This is a genomic window from Spirillospora sp. CA-108201, from assembly GCF_050936235.1.
Lineage (GTDB): Bacteria > Actinomycetota > Actinomycetes > Streptosporangiales > Streptosporangiaceae > Spirillospora.
Map to the genome: position 1 here is coordinate 9,282,803 of NZ_JBNJNE010000001.1, position 15,970 is coordinate 9,298,772.

Sequence of the window (15,970 nt, forward strand, 5' to 3'; positions counted from 1 at the left end):
TTCCATCTGGAAAGATCACCTTATGTCCGACGACCCCCGGCCGCCGGCCGCGCTCGACCTTCTGGACCGCCCGCCCGGCCCCGCCGTGCCCGCCGAGCCCGGGGCGCCCGCCGAGCCCGGGGCGCCCGCCGAGCCCGGGGCGCCCGCCGAGCCCGGGGTGCCCGCGCACGGGCTCGGCCGCGACGGCTCGCTCGCCCGCGACATCGGCGGCTACCAGGCGGTGCTCGCCATCGCCGACCCGATGACCGTCCGGCTCACCTTCATCGGCGCGGAGGGCCGCCCGCTGCCCACCGTCCCGGGCGCGCTCAGGGCCGGGTTCGCCCCGCAGGTCAAGGAGACGAAGGCGCTGGTGAGGCAGGTCCGCGCGACGCTGGCCGCCGAACGGGCGCGGGTCGAGGCGCTGATGGCGGGCGAGCGGACCTGGCCGTACGGGCAGTGGTGCCGGCACTTCCGCGACCATCCGGTCACCGGGAGGGTCGCGCACGGACTGATCTGGGAGTTCCAGGAGCCGGACGGGCACTGGCACGCCGCCACACCCGGCGAGGACGTGCTCGTCACCGTGGACGGCCGCGCCCTGCCCGTGCCGCGCGGCGGCGCGCCCGTGCGGCTGTGGCACCCGGCGCGGGCGCTCCCGGGCGCCGTCCGGGCCTGGCGGGGCTTCGTGACCGGCAACCGGATGGCCCAGTCGTTCCGGCAGGCGTTCCGCGAGACCTACCGGCCGGGCCCGCCCGGGGCCGAGACCGACCTGCGCGGCGGCCGCTTCGACGGGGAGTCCCGGCGCGTCCTCGCGGAGGGCGCGTGGCGGGTCGGCTGCCACGGGGGCCGGGCGCGGGCGACGTTCGAGCGGCGGGCCGCCGGGCGCTGGCGGGAGGCGCCGCCGCGGGCCGTGCCGCGGCCGGTGTTCAGCGAGGGCATGCGGGAGGCCGACCTGTTCCTGCGCCTCGTCCCGCCCGCGCAGGAGGACCCGTTCGGCGCGCTGTCGGCGTCCGCCGAGATCCGCGCGGACGTGCTGCGCCGCGTCCTGCCCGGCACGAGGATCGCCGACCGCTGCTCGGTCGACGGGAGGTTCCTCGTCGTCCGCGGAGGGCTGCGCACCTACCGCGTCCACCTCGGCTCGGGCGGCGTGCTGATGGAGCCCGGCGGCGGCCGGCTGCTGGTCGAGCCGTCCCGCCGGACGGGCCGCAGGGGCCTGTTCCTGCCGGTCGAGGACGAGGAGCTGGCGCGGGTCCTCGACACGGCGTCCCTGCTGGCCGCCGACCACCGGATCACCGACGAGGCCGTCCTGCGGCAGATCACGAGGGACGCCTGATGGAGCTGACCGCGCGCCTGCTGCGCGCCATGACCGACCCGGCGGCGGAGGACGAGGAGTTCCGCTCCTGGCATCCCGACCTGTCGGCGCTGTCCGACCACGACCTCGGCGGCCTCGTCCCCGCCGCCTACGCGGTCGGCCGGGAGGCGCCGTTCGTGTCGATGTCCGTCCGGCTCATGATCGAGGACGAGGCCAGGCGGCGGCAGCCGCGCTACACGCCGGAGGCGTGCGAGCGGATGTTCCAGGCGCTCGTCGGCGGGCTGGCCCAGCGCGAGTGGGCGGACCTCGTGCTCGGCGCGGGCACGCTGGTCCGCTGCACGGGGCCCTGGCCCGACATCGCCGGCCCCGCCCGGACGCTGGTCGGGTTCCTTCTCGGCGAAGGGCGCCTCGACCAGCCGTTCGCGCTGCTCGCGATCGGCGGGCTCGCGGGCGACGACGTCCTGCGGGCGGTCGCCGACCGGCTCGACCGGTTCCGGCAGGGCCCGATCGCTCAGGACGAGCTCGACCTCGTCCTGCGATTGGAACCGGCGGAACGGGTGCTGCTGTCCGAGCTGTTCGACACCCGGTCCTACAACTCCCCGCCGGTCGCGCCCCAGGTGTGGGAGCGCGTCGCCGCCGTCCCCGCCTGCGTCGCGTACGCCCGCGCCGCCCTGGAGGCCGCCGCCGACCGCGCCCGCGCCGTCCAGGACGGAGAGATCCCGTTCCGCGCCGACAAGGCGTTCACCGGGAGGGAGGTCGCCGCCGTCGGGCACGCCGCGCGCATCGCGCTGCTGCGCGACGAGCCGTGGCTGCCCGCCCTGCTCGACGGCCTCCTGCCCGCCATCTCCGTGGCTCCGACGGAGGTGAGGACGCTGCCCTCGCAGGGGCTGCTGTACGAGATCGTCCGGGCCGCGCAGGAGTTCCCCACGCCCGAGCTGGTCACCGCGATCCGGACCGTGCGCGGGAACGTCCGGCACGCCGGGGTCCCCAAGCAGCTCGACAAGATGCTCAAGAAGGTCGAGGCGGCCCTCGCCGAGCGGACCGAGGTCGCGCTGCGCCTCCCCGATCTCGGCTTCGGCCCCGGCGGCGTCCTGCGCCGGGACCTCGGCGGCTACACGGCCGTCGTCAGCGTCGCCGCCGGCAAGGCCGAGCTGGCCTTCGAGAAGGACGGCAAGATCCTGAAGGGCGTCCCCGCGCCCGTCCGCCGCGACCACAAGGACGAGGTCAAGGAGCTGCGCGACCTCGCCAAACGGGTCGGCGCCCAGCTCGTCACGCTCGCGCGGGCGCTGGAGGGCGGCTTCACCGCCGACGCCGTCCACCCGTTCGGCCGGTGGCGGGACGGGCTGCTGCGCCACCCGATCGCGGGGCCGACGGTGCGCGCGCTCCTCTGGCAGGTCGAGACCGCCCCCGGCGACTGGCGCACCGTCCTCCCCGAGACGGGCGAGCTCCCGGACTGCGCCGACGACGCGCCCGTCCGGCTGTGGCACCCGATCAGGTCGCGGCCGGACGAGGTCCGCGCGTGGCGGGACCTGCTCGTCGACGAGCAGGTCCGGCAGCCGTTCAAGCAGGCGTTCCGCGAGATCTACCTCCTCACCCCCGCGGAGGAGGAGACCGCGACCTACTCCAACCGGTTCGCCGCGCACCTCGTCCACTACCGGCGGATGTTCGCCCTGTTCCGGGCCCGCGGCTGGACGAGCGCCCTGCTCGGGCCCTGGGACGGCGGCGGCTCCGACGAGGCGGCCCGGACGCTCGCGGCGGGGGAGTGGCGGGTCAGGTTCTCCCACGTCCTGGCCGACTGGCAGGGCGAGCACGAGATCGCCGGGACCAACCGGGTGGTGTTCGACCGCCGCGGCGACGGCGGCGGCTGGCGGGAGGCGCCGCTCGCCGACGTGCCGCCGCTGGTGTTCAGCGAGGCGATGCGGGACGTGGACCTGTTCGTCGGCGTCGCCTCCATCGCCGCCGACCCCATGTGGGAGGACGGCGAGGCCCACGACTACTGGGTGCGCGCGTGGTACGCCGACCTCGGCGAGACCACCCGGACCCGCCGGGAAGCCCTGGAGCGCGTCCTGCCGCGCACGAGGATCGCCGACCGCTGCGCGATCGACGGCCGCTACCTGGTCGTGCGCGGGCGGCTGCGCACCTACAAGATCCATCTCGGTTCGGCCAACATCGTGATGGAGCCCGACGACGCGTTCCTCTGCGTCGTCCCGGAGCGGCGCGCCGCCGGAGCCAGGGTCTTCCTGCCGTTCGAGGACGAGCGGCTCTCCCTCATCCTCAGCAAGGCGTTCCTGCTCGCCGCCGACGACGCGATCGACGACGAGTCCATCCTGACGCAGATCAAGCGAGGTGCCTGATGCCCGCCGTGAACTTCCGCGACGAGACGGCCGCCGGCGCACCCGTCGCCGGGTTCCAGGTGGCCGGGCTGCCCGACCGGATGACCGTCCGGGAGCTGATCAGGCTCCGGGTCCGCGAGGAGGTCGCCCGGCACAACGCCCGCCCCTCCGACCGGTTCGACGGCCTCGTCCGCCCGGACGGCGCCGAGGCGGAGCTGAACGGCTACCGGCTCCGTGAGCCCCGCCGCCTGGACTGGGAGCGGCAGGCCGACATCGCCGAGCGCGCCTTCCTCGCCAACGGGTTCTTCGTGCTCGCCGCCGACCGCCAGGTGGAGGACCTCGACGAGGAGGTCGACCTCACCGGCGACCCCGACCTGGTCTTCATCAGGCTCGTCCCGCTCGCCGGAGGCTGAGGGCCGCGCGCGGCTCAGCCGATCAGGCCGTACTCGTGGGCGCGCAGGCCCGCCTGGAAGCGGGAGTCGGCGTCCAGCAGGGTCAGGATCTCCGCGACGCGGCGCCGGTAGGTGCGCAGCGACATGCCGAGCCGCCGCGCGGCCGCCTCGTCCTTCAGCCCGCCGCCGAGCAGCCGCAGGATGTGCAGGCTCTCCTCGCCCAGCGCGGGCGGCCGGTCGCGCCGGTGGTCGGCGAGCTCCGCCGCCGTCTCCCACGTCGCCTGGAACAGCGACACCACGCCCTTCACCACGCCCGGCGACCGGACGACGGTGTACTCGCGCACGCCGCCCTCCACCGGGCCCGCGAGGATGGCGACCCTCCCGTCCACGATGATCGTCTCGTGCGGGAGCGGCGCCCGGCTGATCCGCACCCGCGCCCCCGCGGCGGCGATCGCGAGCAGCCGCCGCTCGGACTCCTCGTCGGCGAGGGCCGCGGGGGTGTACAGCTTGCGGACGGCCGGGGCGGGCCGGATCCGGCGCCGCTCGGCGACGATCCGCTCCCGGAACCCGGGCAGCACCCACGTGTTCTGGTCGGTCGCGGCGCACGCGAACTCCTCGCACGCGAAGAACAGCCGCCCCGCGCGCTCGACCAGCTCCGCCTCGCCGCGGAGCACGACGTTGCGGTCCAGGTCGACGCTCACGGGCCCCAGTCTGCCACGCGGCCGGCCGGACGCCGCCGTGGCAGCAAGCTGCCAGCCGATCGCCCCGGCCCGCCGGCCGCAGCACAGTGGACGGCATGACACGACACTTCGATCTCGGCGGCGACCTGCGGATCTCCCGGATGGGCTTCGGCGCGATGCGGCTGCCCGCGAGCGCCCTCGGCGGCCCGGCCAACGACCGGGACACCGGAATCAAGATCCTCCAGCGGGCCGTCGAGCTGGGCGTGGACCACGTCGACACGGCCGCGTTCTACCGCCACCCGGACGGCCTGGCGGCCAACGAGATGATCCGCGCCGCGCTCGCCCCCTACCCGCCCGGCCTCGTCGTCGCCACGAAGGTGGGACCGTACCGGGGCCCGGACGACCCCTACCCGTCCGGGCAGCTCCCCGCCTCGGAGCTGCGCGCCGAGGTGGAGCGCAACCTCACCGGGCTCGGTCTCGACCGGCTCGACCTCGTGTACCTGCGGCCCGGCGGGCTGGAGGCCCCGGCGGACGAGCCGGTCGGGGAGCGCTTCGCCGTGCTGGCCGGGCTCCGCGAGGAGGGCCTCATCAGGCACCTCGGACTGAGCCACGTGAGCCTCGCCCAGCTGGAGGAGGCGCGCGGGATCGCGCCGGTCGCGGCCGTCCAGAACCGGTTCGACGTGACGCAGCCGCAGGACGCCGAGCTCCTGGCCGCCTGTGAGGACGGCCACATCGCCTACGCCCCCTACTTCCCGCTCGGCGGGTTCGGGATCCCCGACGACGCCCGCGTCAACGCGGTCGCCGCCCGGCACGGCGCCACCGTCCCGCAGGTGCTCCTCGCCGGGCTGCTGGCGCTCTCGCCGGTGATGCTCGCCATCCCGGGCACCAGTTCCCCGGCCCACCTGGAGGAGAACCTCGCCGCCGCGGATCTGGCGCTCGCCCCGGAGGACCTCGCCGCCCTGAAGCGGTGAGGACCGCGCGCGCGGTCGCCGGAGCCTCTACCCTGAACAGGTTTGCGATCAGGGGGAGAGGATGTCGACGACGCGGCTGCTGGTGCTCGGCGGGGTGCGCAGGTTCGGGCGGGCGCACGGCTACGAGGTCCGGCGCGAGCTTCTCTCCTGGGGCTCGGACGAGTGGGCCCACGTCAACCCGGGCTCGATCTACCACGCGCTCAGGCAGCTGGCCAAGGAGGGCCTGCTGCACGCCCACGAGGTGGAGGAGAGCGAGGCCGGCCCGCCGCACACCGACTACGAGATCACCGAGGCGGGCCGGGCGGAGTTCCACCGGCTGCTGCGCTCGGCCCTCTCCGCGGTGGACGTCCGGCACCCGGAGATGCTGACGGCGGGCCTGGGGTTCCTCACCGAGCTGCCGCGCGCCGAGGCGCTCGCCCTGCTGCGCGAGCGCCTCTGCGGCCTGGCCGCCTGGCGCGCCTCCGTCGCCCCGCCCCTGGACGCGCTGGCCCCCTCCGACCACCTGCGCGAGCTGCTCGGCTGGTGGGTCCACTCCGCCGACTCCGCCCGGACCTGGACGCTCGGCGTGATCGAGCGCCTGGAGGCGGGCGCCTACGTCATGGCCGACGAGCGCGGGCAGGGCGGCCCCTGACCCGCCCCGGGCGGGTCAGGGGCGTCCTCCGGCCGATCAGGTGTCGACGAACGTCTTCGGGACGATCACCCGCAGGGCGTTGCCGCGCAGCTTGATCGAGACCGGGGTACGGCCGCGGACCTCGCCGTCCACGTCCACCTGCATCGGCGGGTCGGTCTCGATCTCCACGTTCGTCGTGGTGAGGAACGCGTCGTCCTCCAGCGACCGCCACGGGCCGGTCAGGACGTGCCGGGCCGTGGCCGACGCCAGCCGCAGCCGCCGCTCGTCACCGAGCCGGTACACGGCGAGCAGCCGGTCGTCCGGGCTGGCGTCGCGGGCGATGCGCTGCCCGCTGTGGTGCGCGCCGTTGGCGACGTTCAGCTGGTGCGTGGCGACCTCGTGCGTCTCGCCGTCGATCGTGATGCGGGCGGTGAACGCCTCGTGCCGGGGCAGCAGCCCCGCCGCCGTCAGCGCGTAGGCGGGGCGCCCGACGAACCGCTTGAGCATGTGCGGGACGTGCCCGGCGACCTGGACCGACAGGCCGAGGCTGACCATGTTGGCGAAGATGTGCTCGCGCTCGTCGCCGGGCCCCTCGCCCTGCGGGTCGCCCGTCGACTCGAACCAGCCGACGTCGACGTCGGCGACCTTCCCGGCGTCCGCCCGGCCGAGCGCGAGGGTCGTGACGGCGCCCGGCAGGTCCATCGGCAGCTCCAGGCTGCGGGCGAAGTTGTTGGTGGTGCCGAGCGGCAGCACCCCGAGCGCGATGTCGCGGTGCGCGAGGTGCCCGACCGCCTCGGCGACCGTGCCGTCCCCGCCGCCGACGACCACGAGGTCGGGCTCCAGCGCGAGGACGTCGGCGAACAGCTCCGGCAGCCGGGAGGGGTCGGTCACCGGGAAGACGTGCGGGAAGTCCAGGCCCGCCTCCCGCAGCAGGCGCCGTGCCGTGCCGTAGAGCCGCCGCCCCCGCCGGGAACGCGAGTTGATCACCAGCGCCGCGCGCCCGCCGCCCGCGATCGCCGACTCCAGCTCCGCCTTGCTCCGCATCTGGACGCTCCGCATCTCTTCCGGTCGCCCCCTTCGTCCGCGCCAGGTACGTGGACCGGAACGCCCGGCCCGACATTTTATAAACCGATTACACAGCGTTGAAACATTCCCGTCAGAGGGAACCTTTACAACAGGCACCTCTGGACGACGGGGGCGGGATCATGCGGCTGCTCGGCTTGGCGGGAGCGGGACTCATCGTTGCGGTCGCCGGGCTGACCGCGTCCATCGCGCCGGGCGGCACGGCCCTGCCCGGCGCCCCCGCCGACGACGGCGCGGCCGTGGTCGGCGAGCGCCGCCCGCGCCGCCGCGTCCTCGACCTGGCCGTGCGTTCCCCCGCCCTGGAGGCCGTCGCGCACGCCCGCCTCCTGCTGCCCCCCGGCTGGTCGCGGGACGCCGCCCGCACCTGGCCGGTGCTCTGGCTCCTGCACGGGGCCGCCGCCGGACGGGACGGCCACACCGCGTGGAGCGAGCACAGCGACATCGAGGAGCTGACCGAGGACGCCGATGTGATCGTCGTCATGCCGGACGGCGGTCCGTGCGCCGGCTACACCGACTGGTGGAACCGCGGCGGCGGCGGCGCGCCGAAGTGGGAGACCTTCCACCTCGCCGAACTGCGGCAGATCCTGGAACGCGGCTACCGCGCAGGGCCGGAGCGCGCCGTCGCCGGCAACGCGCTGGGCGGGCTCGGCGCGCTGGCGTACGCGGCCAGGCACCGGGGCCTCTTCCGGGCGGCGGCGTCGTTCAGCGGGCCGGTGCACACGCTGCACCGCGACCCGTCCGGGCTCGACGTCGCCGACCTCGTCGAGTTGAGCGTCGCGATCGGGGAGCCCGCCCTCGACTGGAGGGACGTGTGGGGCGACCCCGACGAGCAGCGCGTCGTGTGGCGCCAGCACAACCCCTACGACCTCGCCGCCCGGCTCGCGGGCGTCCGCGTGCACGTCAGCGCCGGGGACGGCGTCTCCGGCCCCTTCGACCACCCCGGCCGGGGCGCGCCGGAGACCGCCTCTCCCGACGTGCTGGAGGCCCTCGCCCACACCGTCTCCCGCGACCTCGCCGGCAAGCTGAAGAAGCTCGGCATCCCCGTCTCCACGCACTTCTACCGCGGTACCCACACCTGGCCCTACTGGCGCCGGGAGCTGCGGGCCGCGCTGCCCGCCCTGCTCGCCGAGATCGCCTGAGCGGCGGCTAGGGTCGGGGCGTGGCCGAACCTCGTTCTGATTCAGATGTCCCCGCGTTCTGGCGATCGCTCGGGCTCCCCGGCATCATCGACGTCCACGTCCACTTCATGCCGCAGCGGCTGATGAGCGCGGTGTGGGGGTACTTCGACGAGGCCGGCCCGCTGATCGGCACCGAGTGGCCCATCCGCTACCGCGACTCCGAGCAGGAGCGGCTGGACCTCCTGCACGGGCTCGGCGTCCGCGCCTTCACCTCGCTGGCCTACCCGCACCGGCCCGGCATGGCCGAGTCGCTGAACGAGTGGGGCGCCCGGTTCGCCGCGCGCGTCCCCGAGTGCCTCCAGTCCGCCACGTTCTACCCCGAGCCCGGCGTCGAGGAGTACGTGCGCCGCGCGCTGGACGCGGGCGCCCGCGTCTTCAAGGTCCACCTCCAGGTCGGTGGCTTCGACCCCCGCCTGAAGGAGCTGGACGCGGTGTGGGGGATGCTCGCCGACGCCGGCGTGCCCGCCCTCGTCCACGCCGGCTCCGGACCGGTCGCCAACGGCTTCACCGGACCCGGCCCGTTCGGCGAGGTCCTCGCCCGCCACGCGGGCCTGACGACGATCGTCGCCCACCTGGGTGCGCCGGAGTTCGAGGACTTCTTCGCCCTCGCCGACGCCCACGAGCGCGTCCACCTCGACACCACGATGATCTTCACCCGGTTCGCGGCCCTGGCGCCCTTCCCGGACGCGCTGCTGCCCCGGCTGCGCGACCTCGGCCTGGAGGGGCGCATCCTGCTCGGCACCGACTTCCCGAACATCCCCTACGCGTATGCGCACCAGCTGGAGTCCCTGGCCGCGCTCGACCTCGGCGACGACTGGCTGCGCTCGGTCTGCTGGCACGGCCCCGCCGAACTCTTCGGCCTGTAACCGCCGGGCCGCGGCCGTTGCGGCATCCCGAATATCTCGGACGATCCCAGCGTGGTCGGAGTGAATGCTTCGACCTCTTATCAGGGATAAAACGAGATGGAGTGGATGAATATGACGAACGAAACGCCTCCGCAACCCGAGGATGACAGGACCTTCCCGCAGGTCATCTTCAGCGGGCCCAAGGAGGATCTCGACAAGCTGGTCGACGAGACGGCGAAGGCGCTCGGCGTCGATCCGAAGGCGGGCAAGAACTAGAACTGACGAACTGACCTTTTTTGTTGTTGTCTGACCATTGATTGTTAACCGCTGGCCCCGCATCCGTGCGGGGCCAGTCTTTTTTCACCGGTTTTCACGCGGGTTGCCTGGTCAGCGCGGGGCGCCCGGCGCCGCCCTTGACGGGCCGGGAGCCGCGACCGAGTGTGGGAGCGCTCCCACCCCGTCGACCGAGGACCCCGCATGAGAACGACCGTGACCGTGGGACTCCCGCGGCCCCGCCTCCTCCCGATCCTCGTGGCCGTGCTGCTGGCGCTGGCGCTCGTCCAGGCCGCGCCGTCCCCGGCCCGCGCGGCCGGCGCCGGCTACTGGCACACCGGCGGCCGGCAGCTGCTCGACGCCGCCGGGCAGCCGGTGCGGATGACGGGCATCAACTGGTTCGGGGCCGAGACGTCCAACTACGCCCCGCACGGCCTCTGGTCGCGCGGCTACAAGGACATGCTCGACCAGATCAAGAGCCTGAGGTACAACACGCTGCGGCTGCCCTGCAGCAGCCAGCTGTTCGAGGCCGGCAGCGCCCCGAACAGCATCGACTACGCCAAGAATCCCGACCTGCAGGGCCTGAACGGGCTGCAGATCCTGGACAGGGTCATCGCGTACGCGGGGCGGATCGGGCTCAAGGTCGTCCTCGACCGGCACCGCCCGGACTCCGGCGGCCAGTCCGCGCTCTGGTACACCGCCGCCTACCCCGAGTCGCGGTGGATCTCCGACTGGACGATGCTCGCCCGGCACTACGCGGGCGACACCACGGTCATCGGCGCCGACCTGCACAACGAGCCGCACTCCCCGGCGTGCTGGGGCTGCGGCGACCAGACGAGGGACTGGCGGCTCGCGGCCGAGCGGGCGGGCAACGCGATCCTCGCGGCCGAGCCGAACTGGCTGATCATCGTCGAGGGCGTCAACGACCAGGGGAGCGACAACTACTGGTGGGGCGGCAACCTCCAGGGCGCCGCGCAGTACCCGGTGCGGCTGAACGTCGCGAACCGGCTGGTGTACTCCGCCCACGACTACGCCACGTCGGTGTACCCGCAGCCGTGGTTCGACGACCCGTCCTTCCCGTCCAACCTGGCGGGCATCTGGGACAAGAACTGGGGCCATCTCTACGAGAACGACGTCGCGCCGGTCCTGCTCGGCGAGTTCGGGACGACGCTGCGGGATCCGCGCGACCAGACCTGGCTGCGCACCCTGATGGCCTACCTCGGCAAGGGCGCGGGCGGGATCTCCTTCACCTTCTGGTCGTGGAACCCCAACTCGGGCGACACCGGCGGCATCCTCAACGACGACTGGACCACCGTGAACACGGCGAAGCAGTCCTACCTCGATCCCTACCTGCTCGGCGCGGGCGACCCGGGCGGTGACCCGGGCGGCCCCGGCACGCCCGAGACGTCCTGCAAGGTCGCCTACACGGTGCAGAACAGCTGGTCGGGCGGCTTCACCGCCCAGGTCACCCTCACCAACACCGGCTCCTCCGCGCTGAACGGCTGGACGCTGGAGTTCGCCTTCCCCGGCGACCAGAAGGTCTCCCAGGGGTGGAGCGCCGCGTGGTCGCAGAGCGGGGCCGCCGTCACCGCCGGGGACCTGGACTGGAACGCGTCGGTCGCGCCCGGCGCCTCGATCACGGTCGGGTTCCGGGCGACCGGCGCGGCGAGCGGCGCGCCCGCCGCGTTCGAGGTGAACGACAAGGGATGCGAGGTGTGACATGACGCGCAAGCCCTGGCTCGCCGTCCTCGCGGCCGCCGCGCTCCTGCCGTGGGCCGCGCCCCCGGCGCGGGCCGCGGACGGGCCCGCCCTGACCGTCGACCCGTCCGCGTCCCGGCACGCGATCAGCCCGTACGTCTACGGGATGAACTTCGCCTCCGAGGACCTCGCCAAGGAGCTGCGCCTGCCCGTCCGGCGGTGGGGCGGCAACGCCACGACCCGCTACAACTATCTGTACGACGAGACCAACCGGGGCTCGGACTGGTACTTCGAGAACGTGCCCGGTCCGGCGCCGGACCCCGCGAAGCTCCCCGACGGGTCCGAGACCGACGAGTTCACCGACCAGGACCGCCGCACCGGCACCGGCACGCTCCTCACCGTCCCGCTGATCGGCTGGACGCCTGAGGGCCGCGACTACACCTGCGGGTTCGGCGTCGCCGAGTACGGGCCGCAGCAGGGGGCCGACACCCAGTGGAGGCCCGACTGCGGCAACGGGGTGAAGCCGGACGGCTCGAACGTCACGGGCAACGACCCGGCCGACACGAGCGTCCCGGCGGGCGCGCCGTACGTCACCGACTGGCTGTCCCACCTGACCGGCAAGTACGGCCGGGCCGACGGCGGCGGCGTGCGCTTCTACGACCTCGACAACGAGCCCGACCTCTGGCACGCCACCCATCGCGACGTTCACCCGGACGGCGCCGGCTACGACGAGATGCGCCGCCAGACGTACGCGATCGCCTCCGCCGTGAGGGCCGCCGACCCGGGGGCCAAGACGCTCGGCCCGGTCGGCTGGGGCTTCCAGCCGCTGACGATGTCGGGTCTGGACAAGCAGACCTGCGACCGCGAGGGCGGCGACTGCTGGTCGAACCCGCCGGACCGGGCCGCCCACGGCGGCGTCCCGTTCGCGGACTGGTACCTGCGGCAGATGAAGGCCTACGAGCAGGAGCACGGGACCCGCATCCTCGACTACTTCGACGAGCACCTCTACCCGCAGCAGGCCGGGGTGTCCTCCGGCGAGCCCGGTGACGCGGCGACCCAGGAGCTGCGGCTGCGCTCCACCCGGCAGCTCTGGGACCCCTCCTACACCGACGAGAGCTGGATCGGCCGGCCGATCGACTACATCCCGCGGATGCGGGAGCTCGTGAACCAGAACTATCCGGGCACCAAGCTGGCGATCACCGAGTACAACTGGGGCGCGCTCGGCCATGTGAACGGCGCGCTGGCCCAGGCGGACGTCCTCGGGATCTTCGGGCGGGAGGGGCTCGACCTGGCGACGCTGTGGGCGCCGCCGGGCGCCTCCGACCCGGGCGCCCACGCCTTCCGCATGTACCGGAACTACGACGGCGCGGGCGCCTCGTTCGGCGAGACGTCGGTCCGCGCGTCCAGCGCCGACCAGGGCAGGCTCGCGGTGTACGCGGCGGAGCGCTCGTCCGACGGGGCGCTCACGCTGATGGTCGTGAACAAGTCGCTCACCGACGACCTCACCAGCACGGTCTCGATCGCCGGGCGGTCCGGTCCGGCGGCCGGGCGCGTCTACCGCTACAGCGGCGCCGACCGGTCCGCGATCGTCCGCGCCCCTGACGCGGCGGTCGGCGCGAACGGGTTCACCTCGACGTTCCCCGCGTCCTCGATCACCCTGGTCGAGATCCCGGCGGGCGGCCCGGCCGCGTCGGCGTGCCGGGCCTCCTACGCGGTGCAGAGCCAGTGGGGGACCGGCTTCACCGCACAGGTCACCGTCGCCGACACCGGGACCTCGCCCGTCGAGGGCTGGACGCTCGGGTTCGCCTTCGCCGCGGGCCAGCGCGTCACCCAGGGCTGGAACGCCGCCTGGTCGCAGAGCGGCCCGGACGTGACCGCCCGCGACCTCGACTGGAACCGGACCATCCGGCCGGGAGCGTCGGTCACGCTCGGCTTCAACGGGTCGAGCGGCGCGGCGAATCCGCCTCCGGGCGCCTTCACGCTGAACGGCGCCGCCTGCGCCACCCGCTGATCACGGGGCGGCGCGGCCGCGCGGCCCTAGTGCTCGCACGGCGCGCCGCCCGCGTGCTCGTGGGGCTCGACGGCCTCCGCCACATGGCGGGGGCCGTGCGCGTCGTCGCAGTGGACGTGGCCGCCGGACGGCTCGGCCACGTGGTCGACCTCCAGCGTCGTGTGCGTGATCGCGTAGGCGTCGCGCAGCAGCTCCTGAAGGTCGCGGCGGACGGCGTGGCAGTCGCCCTCGGAGTCGACGAGCACGTGCGCCGACAGCGCCGGGTAGCCCGAGCTGACCTCCCACACGTGCAGGTCGTGGACCTCCTCGACGCAGGGGCGCCCGGCGAGCCGCGCGCCGAGCTCGGACGGGTCGAGCCCGGCGGGCGCGGCCTCCATGAGCACCCGGCCCGCGTCCCGCAGCAGCCGGTACCCGGCCTTGAGCATCAGCGCGGCCACCACCAGCGAGGCGATCGCGTCCGCGCGGGCGAAGCCCGTCGTCCACACGACCAGGCCCGCGACGGCGGTCGCGACGAACGCGAACAGGTCGTTCAGGATGTGCTGGAACGCGCCCTCGACGTTCAGGCTGCGCCGGTCCGCCCGGCTGATCAGGACGGTCGCCGCGATGTTGACGGCGATGCCCGCGAGGGCGGTCCAGAAGACGAACTGGCCCTCCACCGCGGGCGGCTCGATCAGCCGCCGGACGCCCTCGTACACGAAGTAGACGGTGAGCAGGATCAGCGTCAGCCCGTTCAGCTGCGCGGACAGGATCTCGGCGCGGCGCAGGCCGAAGGTGTAGCCGCCCTTCGGCGGGCGGGCGGCGATGCGCATCGCGACCAGCGCCAGCGCGATCGCGAACGCGTCGGTCATCATGTGCGCGGCGTCGGTGATCAGCGCCAGCGACCCGGCGAGCAGGCCGACGACCACCTCGCCCGACATGTAGGCGATGATCAGCGCCAGCGCGCCGGTCAGCAGCCGCCGGTCGGCGCTCGCGGAGACGGCGTGCCCGTGGCCGTGCCCGTGCCCGGCCTCGTGGCCCGCGCGCCCGCGCTTTCCCGGCGTGTCCTCGCGGTCCCCGGTCATGTCCCCTCCTCTCCGTGGCCGACGTGGGTGAGGGCGAGATCGAGCAGCAGCCGCACGTGCGAGTCGTCGAGCCGGTAGTAGGCCATCCGGCCGGCGCGGCGGACGCGCACGACGCGGTTGGCGCGCAGCAGGCGCAGCGCGTGCGAGACCGCCGACTCCGAGTGACCGCAGGACGCGGCGATGTCGCACACGCACATCTCCCCCCCTGCGAGCAGCGCCGTGATGACCCGCAGCCGGCCGGGATCGGACAGCAGCCCGAACACCTGCGCCAGCTCGGTGATCGTCTCCCCGTCCGGCAGGGACGCCGTGACGGCGGCGACCTTGGCGGCGTCGACCACCCGGACGGCGCAGGCGTCCGGGGCGATGACATCTGAAGCACTGCTCATATGTGCAAATATAGCGCACGGCGTCAGGAGGTCACGGCGGCGGGCTCCTTCGAGGGCGGCAGGGAGACCGGCCCGTGCGCGCCGTCCCCGGGCGTCTCCATCCCGCCGGCGCCCGGGCCCGGGGCCTGCGTGGTCGCGCCCGGCGACGGGGACGAGAGCGCGGGACCCGGGGTCGCCGGTCCGGGGGCCTCGGTCCCCGGCGTCCCCGCGCCGGGCGTGCCCGCGCCGGGCGACTCCGTCCCCGGCGACTCCGTTCCGGGGGACTCGGCGCCGGGCGTCTCCAGGCCCGAGTCGGACGGCGCGGGCGAGTCGCTCGCGACGACCTCCGTCTCCGCCGGCGGGAGCGCGGTCGGCGGGCCGTCCGCCGCCCCCTCGGTGGCGCGGGGCCGCTCGAACCCCATCGTGGCCTCCGGGTCGACAAGGACGAAAGTGACGATCGTCCCCTTCTGGGAATCCCGCGGCCGGATCCGGGTGACATTCCCCTTCGCGAATCCCGGCCAGGATCGGCCACTGTACGACGCGTTCCGGGTGGAGATCTTTTTGTCGGGCGGAGTGAGGGGATTGCCGCAATTGCACTTCACCGTGGGCACTCCGTAACCATTGACCAGAACGCCCATTCCGGCCTGAAGGACGGCGGGATCGCTCGTTCCCCTGCCGTCCTTGAACCCGTGGTTGGTGACGAACGTGTCGGTGCGCAGCAGGACCGGCGTCTGCCGCGACACGTACCGCGGGATGTCGTCCACCGGGATGCCCTGCACCCGCGCCCACGCCCGCGCCTTGTCGGGATGGGCCCGCAGGAACGCGACGAGCTTCTCCCTGTCGCAGGTCGAGGCCTGCCGCGTGCCCCCGTAGAGCCCCGGCGCGTCCCCCTCCTTCGTGCCGCCCGCCCGCGGCATCGCCTTCACTCCGATCTTGTCGGTGCCGGACGCCAGCGTGTACGGTTCGGGCCCCGGCGAACCCACCGTCAGCCGCGTGATGGTCGCGCCGGCGTCCCCGCAGCCGGTCAGCGCGCCCGCGGCCACGAGCGCCGCGACGGCACCCGCCAGCGGCGCGGCGCCGACCCCGGACCGCGCAATCGTCGAACGAATCTGCAGCATCTTCTTCTCCCGCTTCGGGCTCGCCGAACCTATACTCTTCGATGCCGGGCGGAGCGGTTTTGTG

The 15,970-nt window shown here is 74.1% G+C and carries 15 protein-coding genes; 10 read left to right on the forward strand and 5 right to left on the reverse strand.

The window, feature by feature from the left end:
• Nucleotides 1–22: 22 nt before the first annotated feature.
• From ACQEU6_RS44315 to ACQEU6_RS44325, 3 genes are read left to right on the forward strand one after another with little or no spacing between them, the layout of a single operon-like run.
• A complete protein-coding gene (locus tag ACQEU6_RS44315; RefSeq protein WP_499339795.1) occupies nucleotides 23–1,309 on the forward strand; it encodes a DUF4132 domain-containing protein in 1,287 nt (428 codons plus the stop codon).
• A complete protein-coding gene (locus ACQEU6_RS44320) occupies nucleotides 1,309–3,642 on the forward strand; it encodes a DUF4132 domain-containing protein (protein ID WP_499339796.1) in 2,334 nt (777 codons plus the stop codon). The genes ACQEU6_RS44315 and ACQEU6_RS44320 overlap by 1 nt, the downstream gene beginning before the upstream one ends.
• Nucleotides 3,642–4,034 (forward strand): hypothetical protein, encoded by a 393-nt coding sequence (locus tag ACQEU6_RS44325; protein WP_499339797.1) that lies wholly within the window; start codon nucleotides 3,642–3,644, stop codon nucleotides 4,032–4,034. The genes ACQEU6_RS44320 and ACQEU6_RS44325 overlap by 1 nt, the downstream gene beginning before the upstream one ends.
• A 14-nt stretch (nucleotides 4,035–4,048) precedes the next feature.
• On the opposite strand, the gene ACQEU6_RS44330 is transcribed toward ACQEU6_RS44325, so the two are convergent.
• Entirely contained in the window at nucleotides 4,049–4,714 is a 666-nt protein-coding gene (locus tag ACQEU6_RS44330) for a DNA-binding response regulator (protein ID WP_499339798.1), read from the reverse strand.
• A 95-nt stretch (nucleotides 4,715–4,809) separates the two neighbouring features.
• On the opposite strand from ACQEU6_RS44330, the gene ACQEU6_RS44335 reads away from it, so the two are divergent.
• Nucleotides 4,810–5,664, forward strand: a complete 855-nt coding sequence (locus tag ACQEU6_RS44335) for an aldo/keto reductase (protein ID WP_499339799.1) — start codon at nucleotides 4,810–4,812, stop codon at nucleotides 5,662–5,664.
• A 61-nt stretch (nucleotides 5,665–5,725) separates the two neighbouring features.
• Nucleotides 5,726–6,295 carry a PadR family transcriptional regulator gene (locus tag ACQEU6_RS44340; RefSeq protein WP_499339800.1) on the forward strand — a complete coding sequence of 190 codons (570 nt, stop codon included), beginning with the start codon at nucleotides 5,726–5,728 and terminating at the stop codon, nucleotides 6,293–6,295.
• A gap of 36 nt (nucleotides 6,296–6,331) precedes the next feature.
• Here the strand turns inward: ACQEU6_RS44340 and ACQEU6_RS44345 are convergent, their stop codons facing one another.
• Nucleotides 6,332–7,318, reverse strand: a complete 987-nt coding sequence (locus ACQEU6_RS44345; protein WP_499339801.1) for a diacylglycerol/lipid kinase family protein — start codon at nucleotides 7,316–7,318, stop codon at nucleotides 6,332–6,334.
• Nucleotides 7,319–7,479: 161 nt separating this feature from the next.
• Between ACQEU6_RS44345 and ACQEU6_RS44350 the strand changes: the two genes are divergently transcribed.
• The 5 genes from ACQEU6_RS44350 (at nucleotide 7,480) to ACQEU6_RS44370 (ending at nucleotide 13,362) form a co-directional block, all read left to right on the forward strand.
• Nucleotides 7,480–8,496, forward strand: a complete 1,017-nt coding sequence (locus tag ACQEU6_RS44350; RefSeq protein ID WP_499339802.1) for an alpha/beta hydrolase — start codon at nucleotides 7,480–7,482, stop codon at nucleotides 8,494–8,496.
• A gap of 20 nt (nucleotides 8,497–8,516) precedes the next feature.
• Nucleotides 8,517–9,401, forward strand: a complete 885-nt coding sequence (locus tag ACQEU6_RS44355) for an amidohydrolase family protein (RefSeq protein ID WP_499339803.1) — start codon at nucleotides 8,517–8,519, stop codon at nucleotides 9,399–9,401.
• A gap of 111 nt (nucleotides 9,402–9,512) precedes the next feature.
• Complete coding sequence (locus ACQEU6_RS44360) at nucleotides 9,513–9,656, forward strand: hypothetical protein (protein ID WP_499339804.1); 144 nt, start codon at nucleotides 9,513–9,515, stop codon at nucleotides 9,654–9,656.
• 201 nt (nucleotides 9,657–9,857) lie between these two features.
• Complete coding sequence (locus ACQEU6_RS44365; RefSeq protein ID WP_499339805.1) at nucleotides 9,858–11,372, forward strand: cellulase family glycosylhydrolase; 1,515 nt, start codon at nucleotides 9,858–9,860, stop codon at nucleotides 11,370–11,372.
• 1 nt (nucleotide 11,373) lies between these two features.
• A complete protein-coding gene (locus ACQEU6_RS44370; protein WP_499339806.1) occupies nucleotides 11,374–13,362 on the forward strand; it encodes a glycoside hydrolase family 44 protein in 1,989 nt (662 codons plus the stop codon).
• A 26-nt stretch (nucleotides 13,363–13,388) separates the two neighbouring features.
• Here ACQEU6_RS44370 and ACQEU6_RS44375 read toward each other — a convergent pair whose 3' ends face one another.
• From ACQEU6_RS44375 to ACQEU6_RS44385, 3 genes are read right to left on the reverse strand one after another with little or no spacing between them, the layout of a single operon-like run.
• A complete protein-coding gene (locus ACQEU6_RS44375) occupies nucleotides 13,389–14,423 on the reverse strand; it encodes a cation diffusion facilitator family transporter (protein WP_499339807.1) in 1,035 nt (344 codons plus the stop codon).
• Nucleotides 14,420–14,809: an ArsR/SmtB family transcription factor gene (locus ACQEU6_RS44380; RefSeq protein ID WP_499339808.1), complete on the reverse strand. Its 390-nt coding sequence runs from the start codon at nucleotides 14,807–14,809 to the stop codon at nucleotides 14,420–14,422. Before ACQEU6_RS44380 ends, ACQEU6_RS44375 begins: the two co-directional genes overlap by 4 nt.
• Before the next feature lie 23 nt (nucleotides 14,810–14,832).
• The gene (locus ACQEU6_RS44385) at nucleotides 14,833–15,906 is read right to left on the reverse strand and encodes a DUF6777 domain-containing protein (RefSeq protein WP_499339809.1); all 1,074 of its coding nucleotides are present in this window, start codon (nucleotides 15,904–15,906) and stop codon (nucleotides 14,833–14,835) included.
• Nucleotides 15,907–15,970: the final 64 nt, after the last annotated feature.

Bases quoted from the DNA above. Each gene is read 5' to 3' on its own strand.
- ACQEU6_RS44315 (WP_499339795.1), top strand. From the start codon at position 23: ATGTCCGACGACCCCCGGCCGCCGGCCGCGCTCGACCTTCTGGACCGC.
- ACQEU6_RS44320 (WP_499339796.1), top strand. From the start codon at position 1,309: ATGGAGCTGACCGCGCGCCTGCTGCGCGCCATGACCGACCCGGCGGCG.
- ACQEU6_RS44325 (WP_499339797.1), top strand. From the start codon at position 3,642: ATGCCCGCCGTGAACTTCCGCGACGAGACGGCCGCCGGCGCACCCGTC.
- ACQEU6_RS44335 (WP_499339799.1), top strand. From the start codon at position 4,810: ATGACACGACACTTCGATCTCGGCGGCGACCTGCGGATCTCCCGGATG.
- ACQEU6_RS44340 (WP_499339800.1), top strand. From the start codon at position 5,726: ATGTCGACGACGCGGCTGCTGGTGCTCGGCGGGGTGCGCAGGTTCGGG.
- ACQEU6_RS44345 (WP_499339801.1), bottom strand. From the start codon at position 7,318: ATGCGGAGCAAGGCGGAGCTGGAGTCGGCGATCGCGGGCGGCGGGCGC.
- ACQEU6_RS44350 (WP_499339802.1), top strand. From the start codon at position 7,480: ATGCGGCTGCTCGGCTTGGCGGGAGCGGGACTCATCGTTGCGGTCGCC.
- ACQEU6_RS44360 (WP_499339804.1), top strand. From the start codon at position 9,513: ATGACGAACGAAACGCCTCCGCAACCCGAGGATGACAGGACCTTCCCG.
- ACQEU6_RS44365 (WP_499339805.1), top strand. From the start codon at position 9,858: ATGAGAACGACCGTGACCGTGGGACTCCCGCGGCCCCGCCTCCTCCCG.
- ACQEU6_RS44370 (WP_499339806.1), top strand. From the start codon at position 11,374: ATGACGCGCAAGCCCTGGCTCGCCGTCCTCGCGGCCGCCGCGCTCCTG.
- ACQEU6_RS44375 (WP_499339807.1), bottom strand. From the start codon at position 14,423: ATGACCGGGGACCGCGAGGACACGCCGGGAAAGCGCGGGCGCGCGGGC.
- ACQEU6_RS44380 (WP_499339808.1), bottom strand. From the start codon at position 14,809: ATGAGCAGTGCTTCAGATGTCATCGCCCCGGACGCCTGCGCCGTCCGG.
- ACQEU6_RS44385 (WP_499339809.1), bottom strand. From the start codon at position 15,906: ATGCTGCAGATTCGTTCGACGATTGCGCGGTCCGGGGTCGGCGCCGCG.